The organism is Streptomyces sp. ST2-7A (assembly GCF_021390475.1).
Taxonomy (GTDB): Bacteria; Actinomycetota; Actinomycetes; order Streptomycetales; family Streptomycetaceae; genus Streptomyces.
Map to the genome: position 1 here is coordinate 22,184 of NZ_JAJUWS010000038.1, position 10,989 is coordinate 33,172.

The 10,989-nt window shown below is 74.2% G+C and carries 12 protein-coding genes, 1 pseudogene and 1 riboswitch; of the genes and pseudogenes, 5 read left to right on the top strand and 8 right to left on the bottom strand.

The window, feature by feature from the left end; genetic code table 11:
• Nucleotides 1-205 precede the first annotated feature (205 nt).
• Nucleotides 206-299, top strand: a riboswitch (glycine riboswitch).
• Between the two features lie 181 nt (nt 300-480).
• The 4 genes from gcvT (at nt 481) to LZF96_RS20385 (ending at nt 5,293) form a co-directional block, all read left to right on the top strand.
• Nucleotides 481-1,653: a glycine cleavage system aminomethyltransferase GcvT gene (gene gcvT / locus LZF96_RS20370; protein WP_233874808.1), complete on the top strand. Its 1,173-nt coding sequence runs from the start codon at nt 481-483 to the stop codon at nt 1,651-1,653.
• 268 nt (nt 1,654-1,921) lie between these two features.
• A complete protein-coding gene (gcvH, locus tag LZF96_RS20375; protein WP_233874810.1) occupies nt 1,922-2,311 on the top strand; it encodes a glycine cleavage system protein GcvH in 390 nt (129 codons plus the stop codon).
• A gap of 136 nt (nt 2,312-2,447) precedes the next feature.
• Complete coding sequence (gene glyA / locus LZF96_RS20380; protein ID WP_308294248.1) at nt 2,448-3,749, top strand: serine hydroxymethyltransferase; 1,302 nt, start codon at nt 2,448-2,450, stop codon at nt 3,747-3,749.
• Between the two features lie 161 nt (nt 3,750-3,910).
• Entirely contained in the window at nt 3,911-5,293 is a 1,383-nt protein-coding gene (locus LZF96_RS20385) for an L-serine ammonia-lyase (protein ID WP_233874812.1), read from the top strand.
• Between the two features lie 14 nt (nt 5,294-5,307).
• Here LZF96_RS20385 and LZF96_RS20390 read toward each other — a convergent pair whose 3' ends face one another.
• The 5 genes from LZF96_RS20390 to LZF96_RS20410 all read right to left on the bottom strand — a co-directional run bounded on the left by LZF96_RS20390 (nt 5,308) and on the right by LZF96_RS20410 (nt 8,741).
• Nucleotides 5,308-5,865 carry a DUF421 domain-containing protein gene (locus LZF96_RS20390; protein ID WP_233874814.1) on the bottom strand — a complete coding sequence of 186 codons (558 nt, stop codon included), beginning with the start codon at nt 5,863-5,865 and terminating at the stop codon, nt 5,308-5,310.
• A gap of 104 nt (nt 5,866-5,969) precedes the next feature.
• The gene (locus LZF96_RS20395; protein WP_233874818.1) at nt 5,970-6,785 is read right to left on the bottom strand and encodes a zinc-binding dehydrogenase; all 816 of its coding nucleotides are present in this window, start codon (nt 6,783-6,785) and stop codon (nt 5,970-5,972) included.
• A gap of 48 nt (nt 6,786-6,833) precedes the next feature.
• Nucleotides 6,834-7,229 (bottom strand): alcohol dehydrogenase catalytic domain-containing protein, encoded by a 396-nt coding sequence (locus LZF96_RS20400; RefSeq protein WP_233874827.1) that lies wholly within the window; start codon nt 7,227-7,229, stop codon nt 6,834-6,836.
• 151 nt (nt 7,230-7,380) lie between these two features.
• Nucleotides 7,381-7,812, bottom strand: a complete 432-nt coding sequence (locus LZF96_RS20405; protein WP_233874829.1) for a class F sortase — start codon at nt 7,810-7,812, stop codon at nt 7,381-7,383.
• Nucleotides 7,813-8,180: 368 nt separating this feature from the next.
• The gene (locus LZF96_RS20410; protein WP_233874837.1) at nt 8,181-8,741 is read right to left on the bottom strand and encodes a DUF4142 domain-containing protein; all 561 of its coding nucleotides are present in this window, start codon (nt 8,739-8,741) and stop codon (nt 8,181-8,183) included.
• A 180-nt stretch (nt 8,742-8,921) separates the two neighbouring features.
• On the opposite strand from LZF96_RS20410, the gene LZF96_RS20415 reads away from it, so the two are divergent.
• Nucleotides 8,922-9,455, top strand: coding sequence for a hypothetical protein (locus LZF96_RS20415; protein ID WP_233874840.1), 534 nt, complete (start codon nt 8,922-8,924; stop codon nt 9,453-9,455).
• Nucleotides 9,456-9,532: 77 nt separating this feature from the next.
• Here the strand turns inward: LZF96_RS20415 and LZF96_RS20420 are convergent, their stop codons facing one another.
• From LZF96_RS20420 to LZF96_RS20430, 3 genes and pseudogenes are all read right to left on the bottom strand, one after another.
• A complete protein-coding gene (locus LZF96_RS20420; RefSeq protein WP_233874850.1) occupies nt 9,533-9,964 on the bottom strand; it encodes an RNA-binding S4 domain-containing protein in 432 nt (143 codons plus the stop codon).
• 113 nt (nt 9,965-10,077) lie between these two features.
• Entirely contained in the window at nt 10,078-10,389 is a 312-nt protein-coding gene (locus tag LZF96_RS20425) for a phosphopantetheine-binding protein (RefSeq protein ID WP_233874955.1), read from the bottom strand.
• A pseudogene (locus tag LZF96_RS20430) lies at nt 10,366-10,983 on the bottom strand (isochorismatase family protein); the annotation flags it as partial. The pseudogene LZF96_RS20430 and the gene LZF96_RS20425, both read right to left, overlap by 24 nt.
• Between the last annotated feature and the right edge of the window lie 6 nt (nt 10,984-10,989).

Consider the following 10,989-nt stretch of genomic DNA (forward strand, 5'->3'; position numbering starts at 1 on the left):
TTCCACACCCTCCCGTCGGCCCGGCGCCGGTTCCCTCCCGGGCGCCGGGCCGACGGGTTCGGCAGCCGATCGACACCGGCTCCCCCGGGACCACCCACCCGCTCGCCTCCGCCCGACCACGGCCGGTCCCGTCGCGACGCGCGCCCCGCGCGCCGCGACGGGACCGGCCGTGCGATGATGACCGCCCAACCGCATACCGGCCGTTCGATCGCGTGCGGGAGAGTCCCCGGTTCCGCCGGGGCGCCGAAGGAGCAAGTCCTCCCTTGAATCTCTCAGGCCCCCATTACCGCGCGCGAGAGGCAGATCTGAAAAGCGGACCGCGCCCGGCCCACCGGGACGGTCCCACCCACGGTGCAAGCCGGGGCCGCACCGGCCCGGCGAACCTCTCAGGTGCAGATGACAGATGGGGAGGGCGTGCCGTACGGCCGTGGCCGCCACCGGCGGACCCCCCCCCCCCCCAGTCGTCCCCGGAGGAACCCCATGACCGCATCCGCAGCGTCCCCCGAGTCCGCCGCCGGACCCCGCCGCACGCCCCTGGACGCGGTGCACCGCGAGCTGGGCGCCGCCATGACCGACTTCGCGGGCTGGGACATGCCGCTGCGCTACGGCAGCGAGCGCGAGGAGCACCGGGCGGTGCGCGAGCACGTCGGGCTCTTCGACCTCTCCCACATGGGCGAGATCACCGTGCACGGCCCCGCCGCCGGGGAACTGCTGGACCACGCCCTGGTCGGTCACATCTCGGCGATCGCCCCCGGCCGCGCCCGCTACACGATGATCTGCGACGCCGACGGCGGCATCCTGGACGATCTGATCGTCTACCGCACCGCCGCCGACACCTATCTGGTGGTGGCCAACGCCGCCAACGCGCGGGGCGTCCTGGACGCGCTGCGCGAGCGGGCCGCCGGCTTCGACGCCGCCGTGCGCGACGACCGCGAGGCGTACGCGCTGCTGGCCGTGCAGGGGCCGCGCGCGGTGGAGCTGCTCTCCGGTCTCACCGGCGTCGAGCTCGACGCCGTGAAGTACTACGCCGGTGTTCCCGGCACCGTCGCCGGGGTCCCCGCGATGATCGCCCGCACCGGCTACACCGGCGAGGACGGCTTCGAACTCTTCGTCGCCCCGAAGGACGCCCCCACCCTGTGGGCCGCGTTGATCACCGCCCGGGTCACCGGCCCCGACGGGGAGCCCGCCGCCCCGGTGCCGTGCGGCCTGTCCTGCCGCGACACCCTGCGGCTGGAAGCCGGGATGCCGCTGTACGGGCACGAACTGAGTCGGGAGACCACCCCGTTCGAGGCGGGCCTGGGTCGTGTGGTGCGCTTCGACAAGCCCGGCGACTTCGTCGGCCGCACCGCCCTGGAGGCCGCCGCCCGCCGCGCGGAGGCCGAGCCGCCGCGTCGACTGGTGGGGCTGGTCTCCGACGGTCGCCGCGTGCCGCGGGCCGGCCACCCGGTGGTGGACGCCGACGGGAAGGTGATCGGCGAGATCACCTCCGGCGCCCCCTCCCCCACCCTGGGTCGGCCGATCGCCATGGCGTACGTGGACGCCGCGCACGCCGAGCCCGCGCCGGCCGGGGAGTCGGGGGTCGCGGTGGACGTGCGCGGTACCCGCGAGTCGTGTGCGGTCCTCGCCCTGCCCTTCTATCGTCGGCGACGGTAGGCCGGCGGGGCGGGTCCCCGGCGCCGGACACCGGCCCCGGCGCCTCCCCGCCCGTCCGTTCCCGATGGGACGGACGACGCCCCCGCGTCGCCGCCCGGCGCCGCCCGTCCCGTCGGGGCTCCCGATCCCGTTCGCCCACCGCCGACACCGCCCCGCCCCGTGAGCCGGGACACCGGCCCGCCCGGCACGGGCCTCCCCGTCCCCGGCCGGTGTCCCACCGGTCGGAACCGTCCCACCCGCCACCCTCGTGACCCGGGAGAATCCACCCATGAGCAACAACCCCCAGCACCTGCGGTACAGCAAGGAGCACGAGTGGCTGTCGCCGGCCGATGACGGCGTCGCCACCGTGGGCATCACCGCGCACGCCGCCTCGGCGCTCGGTGACGTCGTCTTCGTCGAGCTGCCCGAGACCGGGCGGACCGTGACGGCGGGCGAGACCTGCGGCGAGCTGGAGTCCACCAAGTCCGTCAGCGAGCTGTACTCCCCGGTCTCCGGCGAGGTCGTGGAGGTCAACCAGAACGCCGTGGACGACCCGGGTCTGGTCAACTCCTCCCCCTTCGAGGAGGGCTGGCTGTTCAAGGTCCGGCTCGACGAGGCCGCCGGCCTGCCGGGGGACCTGCTCTCCGCCGAGGAGTACACCTCCTTCAGCGAGGAGTGACCCCGGCGGGCACCACCCCGCTTGTCCCGGTCGCCGTCCCCGGCCGGTCCGTCCCGGTCCGCCGGGGGCGGACCGGCCGGGGACGGCGACCGGCCGGCCCGCAGACCGTCCGCAGACCGAAGGACTTCAGACCGCCATGTCTTCCCAGTCGCCCCAGTCGTCCCCGATCTCCCCGTCGCTGTTGAACGGTTCACTGCACGAGGTGGACCCGGACGTCGCCGCCGCCGTCGACGCCGAACTGCTCCGTCAGCAGTCCACCCTCGAGATGATCGCCTCGGAGAACTTCGCCCCGGTGGCCGCGCTGCAGGCGCAGGGCTCGGTACTCACCAACAAGTACGCCGAGGGCTACCCGGGCCGCCGCTACTACGGCGGCTGCGAGCACGTGGACGTCATCGAGACCCTGGCCCGCGACCGGGTGAAGGAGCTGTTCGGGGCCGACGCCGCGAACGTGCAGCCGCACTCCGGCGCCTCCGCCAACGCCGCCGCGATGTTCGCGCTGCTCCAGCCCGGCGACACCATCCTGGGTCTGGACCTCGCCCACGGCGGGCACCTCACCCACGGGATGCGGATCAACTTCTCCGGCAAGCTGTACAACGTCGTCGCCTACCACGTGGACGCGGAGACCGGCCGCGTGGACATGGCCGAGGTCGAGCGGCTGGCCGCCGAGCACCGGCCGAAGCTGATCATCGCCGGCTGGTCGGCGTACCCGCGGCAGCTGGACTTCGCGGAGTTCCGCCGCATCGCCGACGCCAACGACTCGCTGCTGATGGTGGACATGGCGCACTTCGCCGGTCTGGTCGCCGCCGGGCTGCACCCCAACCCGGTGCCGTTCGCCGACGTGGTGACCACCACCACCCACAAGACCCTGGGTGGCCCGCGCGGCGGTGTCATCCTCTCCCGCGCCGAACACGCCAAGAAGATCAACTCGGCGGTCTTCCCCGGCCAGCAGGGCGGCCCGCTGGAGCACGTGATCGCCGCCAAGGCGGTGGCGTTCAAGATCGCCGCCACCGAGGAGTTCCGGGACCGGCAGCGCCGTACCCTGGAGGGCGCGAAGCTCCTCGCCGAGCGCCTGCTCGCCGAGGACGTCGCCGGCGCCGGTGTCTCCGTGCTGTCCGGGGGCACCGACGTGCACCTGGTCCTGGTGGACCTGCGGAACTCGGAGCTGGACGGGCAGCAGGCCGAGGACCGGCTGCACGGCATCGGCATCACCGTCAACCGCAACGCCGTGCCGAACGACCCGCGCCCGCCGATGGTCACCTCCGGCCTGCGGATCGGCACGCCGGCCCTGGCCACCCGCGGTTTCGACGCCGAGGACTTCCGCGAGGTCGCCGACGTGATCGCCGAAGCCCTCAAGCCCGGTTTCGACACCGAGTCGCTCAAGGCCCGGGTCGTCGCCCTCGCCGAGAAGCACCCGCTGTACCCGAACCTGACGGTCTGACCCGCCCCACCCCCGGTGACGGGGAGGGCGCGGACGGCGACCCCGTACCGCCCCTCCCCGTCACCGGCCTCCGGGACCGGCCCCGCGCCCACCCCGCGCGCCGGCCCCCACCCTCCGCCCCCGGCGCTCACCACCCACGAGCAGACAAGGGAGTCCGCCCCGTGGCACTCTCCGCCTTCGACCTCTTCTCCATCGGCATCGGCCCCTCCAGCTCGCACACGGTCGGGCCGATGCGCGCCGCCCGGATGTTCGCCCGCCGGCTGCGCCGCGAGGGGCTGCTCGACGAGACCGCCGGGGTGCGGGCGGAGCTGTTCGGCTCGCTCGGCGCCACCGGCCACGGCCACGGCACGCCGAAGGCGGTGCTACTGGGACTGGAGGGCCACGCCCCCGACACCGTGGACCCGGAGCGCGCCGACGCCGAGGTGGATCGGATCCGCGCCGAGAAGCGGCTGCGGCTGCTGGGCGCGGAGACCGCCGACGGCCCGGTGCTGGACTTCGACCCCGACGCCGACCTCGTGCTGCACCGGCGCCGTTCCCTGCCGTACCACGCCAACGGCATGACGCTGTGCGCCCGCGACGCCGACGGGAAGCCGGTGCTGGAGAAGACGTACTACTCGGTGGGCGGCGGTTTCGTCGTCGACGGGGAGGCGGTCGGCGAGAAGCGGATCAAGCCCGACGACACCGCGCTGCGCCACCCCTTCCGCACCGGGGACGAACTGCTGCGCCTGACCCGGGAGACCGGTCTGTCGGTCTCGGCGCTGATGCTGGGGAACGAGACCGCCTGGCGGCCCGAGGCCGAGGTCCGCGACGGCCTGCTACGCATCTGGGAGGTCATGCGCGAGTGCGTGGCGCGCGGCCTGAGCCGGGAGGGCATCCTGCCCGGCGGGCTGAAGGTGCGCCGACGGGCCGCGCACTCCGCCCGCCAACTGCGGGCCGAGGGCGACCGGGCGCAGCACGCCATGGAGTGGACCACCCTGTGGGCGATGGCGGTCAACGAGGAGAACGCCGCCGGCGGCCGGGTCGTCACCGCCCCCACCAACGGCGCGGCGGGCATCATCCCGGCCGTCCTGCACCACTACACCGAGTTCGTGCCCGGCGCCGATGAGGACGGGGTGGTCCGCTTCCTGTTGGCGGCGAGCGCGATCGGGCTGCTGTTCAAGGAGAACGCCTCCATCTCCGGCGCCGAGGTCGGCTGCCAGGGCGAGGTGGGCTCGGCCTGCTCGATGGCGGCCGGCGGACTGGCCGAGGTGCTGGGCGGCAGCCCCGAGCAGGTGGAGAACGCCGCCGAGATCGGCATCGAGCACAACCTGGGCCTGACCTGCGACCCGGTCGGCGGGCTGGTGCAGATCCCCTGCATCGAGCGCAACGGCATGGCCGCCGTCAAGGCGGTCACCGCCGCCCGGATGGCGCTGCGCGGCGACGGCCGGCACCACGTCTCCCTGGACAAGGCGATCAAGACCATGAAGGAGACCGGCGCCGACATGAAGGTCAAGTACAAGGAGACCGCGCGCGGCGGCCTGGCCGTCAACGTCATCGAGTGCTGAGCGGCCGGGGCCGATCAGAGCCCCGATGAGCCCGGCGCACCGTCGTTTTCCGCCCCGGCGGGTGTGCCGCCGCGCACCGGGGCGAAGGAGGTGCCGGTGCCGACCGAGGAGCGGGGGATGACGCTGAAGGTGCCGTCGGTCTCCAGTACCACCGCCGCCACGTCCTCCACGGCCCCGATGCCCTGGCTGCGGATCGCCTGGCGCACCTCGTCCCGGGGCACCCGGTGGCGCTCCATGGCGTCGGTGAGGAACCGGCCGTCGCGCAGCAGCAGCGCGGGTTCGGACTTGAGCAGTTTCCGGACGCGGCGGGATCTGACGGAGGCCATGGCGCTGACGAACTGTAGGAGGATCAGCATCGCGAGGGCGAGGACACCCTCGCTCAGGGAGACGTCCCGGTTGAGCAGGATGGTGGCCAGGGTCGAGCCCAGTGCCACGGTGACCACCAGGTCGAAGGCGTTCATCTTGGCCAGGGTGCGTTTGCCGGAGAGCCGCAGCAGGGCGATGAGGGCGGGGTAGGCCACCAGTGCCACCACCGCCACCCGCAGCAGGTCCGTCCAGGAGTCGAAGAACATGGGGGGCGGGTACCCGAATCCCGCCCGGGCAGCCGCGCGGCCCCGGTCGGTGGGAACCGATCCGGGGCCGCGGGACGTCGGAGGCGAGCGGGAATCGGCGGGGATCAGCGAGGGCCGCCGGCACCGACGGTGGGGAGGCCGTGCGCGTGCGCGCCGTCGCCGAGGGCGACCTTGGTCCAGCCCTCCTCGCGTCGGTCGAAGGCGCGGTACGCCTCGATGGCGTCCGACATGCCCTCCCAGCGGGTGATCAGCGGGGCCGGGTCGAGTGTGCCACCGGCGACCATGGAGACCAGATCCGGGATGTGGTGCCGGTGGTGGCAGTTGCCCGTCTTCAGCGTGAGGTTCTTCATGAACGCCTCGCCGAAGGGGTAGTGCTCCACCTGCGGCGGATAGACGCCGATGATGCCGATGGTCCCGGCCTTGGCCACCATCCGCACAGCCCGGCGGGAGGCCGGCGAGGGGGCCGGCGAGGGGGCGTTGCCCGGGACCCGGGTGTCGCCGTCGGGGTGCTGCTCGGGAGCCACCTCGTCACGCTCGCGGTCGAACTCCTCGGTCTTCTCCGCCGGCGCCTCGGCGGCGGGGCCGCGTGCGGGGCGCTCGTCGTCCACGCCGACGGCGTCGATGACCCGGTCCACGCCGATGCCGCCGGTCATCTCCAGGACGGCCTGCACGGGATCCTCCGCGTTGAAGTCGACGACCTCGGCGTGTTGGTCGCGGGCGAGTTCGAGGCGGTCGTGGATGCCGTCCACGACGACGATCCGTCCGGCGCCCTCCATGCGGGCGCGGGCGATGGCGGCCCGGCCGACGGGGCCGGCGCCGAGAATGGCGACGGTGTCACCGGCGCGGATCTCGGCGAGCTTCGCGCCGAACCGGGCCGTGGGGTAGATGTCGGAGAGCAGGAGGGCCGCCGCGTCGCTCACGCTGTCCGGCAGCGGTACGGGACCGACGTGCGCGTAGGGGACGCGAGCCTACTCGGCCTGGAGCCCGTCCAGGCCACCGGCGGCCTCGGGCCCACCGAAGAAGACGGTGCCCGCGCGTCGGCCGCCGGGGTTCGCGTTGTCGCACTGGGCGTGGTAGCCGGCGCGGCAGTAGCCGCACACCCCGCAGGCCACCGTGAAGGGGATGACGACGCGGTCGCCGGGGCGCGGGTTGCGCACGCCGGCCCCGATCTCCTCGACGACGCCCACTCCCTCGTGGCCGAGGATCAGACCCTCGCGCAGTCCGGGCATGGTGCCCCGGACGAAGTGCAGGTCGGTTCCGCAGATCGCGGAGGAGGTGATGCGCACGATCGCGTCGTGCGCGTCCCTGATCTTCGGGTCGGGGACGTCCTCCAGGCGGATGTCCCCCACCCCGTGCCACACCACGGCTCTCAGGTGCCCTCCTCTTCCGGATGTCGTCCGGATGCGCCGATCGGGTCTCCTGTCGCGGAAGTCCTCCGCCTACCCGAACGGGTGAGTGAAAAATGACACGAACCGCCCCGCGACGGGCGGTCGGGGGCGGGTCGGTCGGAGATGGTCAGGGGACGGGGCGGGCGAGGAGGACGAGGGTCTCCTCGTATCGGCCGGCCTCCGGGTCGTACCGTCCGGCGCAGGTGACCAGGGCCAGGCGGGGTGGGCCGTCGGCGGCGAAGAGCACGTCGGGGAGGGTGTCGGCTGCGTGGCGGCGGGTGGTGGTGACGGCGTACCGATGGGTGCGGCCGTCGGCGCCGATCACCTCGACGCGGGTTCCGGTCGGCAGGTCGGCGAGGTCGGCGAAGGGGCCGGGGCCGCCGGTGGGGGTGTCGACGTGACCCACCAGCAGGACCGTGCCCGTCGCCCGTCCCGGGCGGGCGCCGGGGGCCCACCAGCCGACCCGGTCGGGTTCGTCGGGGACGGGGACCGAACCGGCCGGGTCGGTTCCGACGGGGACGACCGCGAGGTCCCGCAGACCGGGAACCTCCAGCCGCACGGGGGGTGTGCCGGGGGCCGCGGGTCGGACGGACCGTGCGGGCTCGGCGATCCCGAGGAGACCGGAGAGACCGGGAAGACCGAGGAGACCGGCCGTTCCGGCCCCCGCCGGGGACCGGAACGGGTCCGGTGCGGCGGGGGCCGGGACGTTCGACGCGGCGGCGGGCTCGGCGCCCACCTCCCCGGCGGGGGCCGCCCGGGCCGGCGCCGGGGGCGGGGGGACCGCCTCCGGAGCCGGCGCGGACAGCAGCGGCAGGACCGGTGCCAGGCCGAGCCCGACCCCGAGTCCGCACCGGACGGCGATCGCCGCGGGACCGGGGAGGCCCCGGCGGGGCGGTACGGGCCGGCGGCGTGCCGCGCGCACGACGGTCAGCGGGGACCGAAGCCGGCCGGGACGTGCGCCGGGTCCACCGCCGCGTGGCAGACACCGCCGCGGACCATCTCCAGGTGCGTCTCGACGATCGGCCGGGCGGAGAGGGCGGCGGCGGTGATCTCCTCGTCGGTGCCGTACTCGACCTGCGTGTCGATCAGGTCGAGGGTCTCCAGGTGGGCCGCCTCCTGGGCGAGGAGCCAGGCCGCCTCGTACTCCTCGGTCCCGGCCAGCGCGGAGACCTCCTCGAGGGTGAGCTGCTGGTCGGGGGCGGGGGCGTCGGGCAGGTCGACGCCGCGGGCGTCGGCGAGGGCGGTGACGTCGGCGTCGAGGAGGGTGTGGTCGCGGATCAGCACCTCACCGACGTGGCGGACGCATTCGCTGCGGGAGTTGGCGAGAGCGTCCTCGCCGGCGAGGATCTCGGTCAGGTTCCCCTGGCGGGCCTGCTCCAGGTAGCCCGCGTCGGTCATGGTCTCGTCGGCGAAGGCGGTTCCGGTGGAGGCGCCCGCCACCACGAGGGTGGCGACGGCGACGGCGGTGGCGAATCGGGTGCGCTTCATGTGTGTCCTCCGTGGTTCGGAAGGCCGGCACGGGCGACACCCGAACGGGTGTCGCCCGTCGTCGATGGTTGGGCCGTTCGGGAGGATCCGCATCCGCGTGTGGGCCGATCGGGCGACCCCCGGCCCCGGCCGGCGGATGCCCGGGAGTGCCCCCGGGTGCGAGCGGGCAGGGCTGCGGACATGGCAGCGGACACACCACGGGCGAGCGACGCCGCGGAACACGGGAACGACACCGATGACACCACCGGCACGACCGACCCGGCGGGGGACGGGGCGGGAACGGGGCGCGGGGACGGTCCCGACGCCGCCCACCGCCGACCCGAGGGGGTGGACGACGCGACCGTCGAGGCCACCGGCCTGGTCTCCAAGGCACTGGAGACGATCGAGCGGGCGCGCGGTCACCTGTACTCGTTCCACCAACTCACCGGCACCGCCGACCTGATCCTCGGGGACGCGGTGGAGAAGCTGCGGGAGGCCGGACACACCGCGCAGGCGGAACTGCTGGAGCGGGAGATCGTCGGCCGGAACGTGTTGCCGGGGCGGTGGACCTTCCAGGTGGTGGAGGACTACAACGCCACGTACTACAAGCCGTTCACGGCCGCGGAGGAGCGGATCCGGCAGGAGTTGGTGGCCGGTCGGGATCACCTGTACGAGGCGGAGATGAAGGAGGACCGCCGTACCCGGAACCATCCGGAGCACCGCGCCCTGCCGTGAGGCACCGGGCCCGGGCCCGCCGCGGACACATACCGGGGAGGTGTTCACCGACGCCGGTGAACGGACCTCCGGTCCGGTCAGTGTTCTTCGTCGCCCTCCCGGCCCTCGCGACCTTCCCACTGGCCGCGCAGCCGCTCCAGCTCGCGCCGGTCGCGCTTGGTGGGACGGCCGGTACCCCGGTCGCGGATGCCGGGTGGGGCGATCGCCTCGCGCGGCGGGGGCGGCGGACTGTTGTCGGTCAGGCACTCGGCGGCGACCGGCGCGCCGACCCGTTTGCGCACCAACTTCTTCACTTCCACGATCCGTTCCCGGATGCCCTGGCGCAGCCGGACCTCGTCGCCGGGGCGCAGGGGGTGGGCGGGTTTGACCCGCGAGCCGTTGACCCGGACGTGTCCGGCCCGGCAGGCCGCCGTGGCCTGCGAGCGCGTCTTGACCAGCCGTACCGACCAGAGCCAGGTGTCGGTCCGGACACTACCGCCGACGCCGTCCCCGCCGTTCTCCACCGTCATGCCCCCGACTCTACGCACCCCCGTCCCCGGTTTCCGCCGCGTTTCCCCGCGCCGGTGGTCCGCGCCGGTGACCGGGGACGGCGCGGACCACCGGCGCGGGGCGGCGGGAGCGGTCAGGCGCGGGGCGCCAGCAATTCGGCCCAGCGCTCGAGGACCGGCTCCTCGGCGAGGTCGGGGAAGGCGAGATCCACGCCGTACTCGGTGCGCCAGCGCTCCAGCAGGCTCATCAGCCGGATGGAGTCCAGGCCGTGGTCGGCGAGGTTCTCGTCCACCGGCAGGTCGGCGGAGTCCTCGCCGAGGGCCTCCGCGACGTCGGCACGCAACCGGTCGACGATCGGGACGGCACCGGTGGCGGTGGCGGTGTTCCCGGCCTCCCCCGTCCCCTTGCCCAGGGTCCGGACCAGGGTCTCGGTGTCGGTGACCACGGCGCAGCGCCCGGCGGCCCAGGTCAGGGCGCCGAGGTGTTCGGCCTCGGAGAAGTCGGCGACGGCGTCGGCGACGACGAAGGCCCGCAGATCGCGCATCCACGCCTCGCAGGCGGTGACCTGGACACCGATGTGGGCGTAGACGCCGGTGACGATCAGTTCGTCGCGGCCCAGTTCGCGCAGCCGGCTGTCGAGGTCGGTGCGGGTGAAGGCGCCGTACTTCCACTTGGTCACCACGGTGTCGTCCGGGCCGGGGGCCACGGCGTCCGCGATGGCGGCGGCGTGCGGGTCCCCGGGGATGCCGGGGCCCCAGAAGTCCTGTTGCAGACCGCGCTGTTCGGGTGTCTGGCCGCCGGGCTGCGCGGTGTACAGGACGGGGATGCCGGCCTCGGCGCAGACCGTCCGCAGCCGATCGATGTGGTGCAGCATCTCCGGGACGGGCGGGGCGTCGGCGGTGAAGGCGGACAGGAAGTGGTTCTGCAGGTCGTGGACGAGCAGCACGGCCCGCTCGGGATTCGGGGTCCAGTCCACCCGGTTGGCGGGCAGACGGTCCGGGCCGGGCATGGGGTACGGGGCGATGCGGGGCAGGGCCATCGGTTC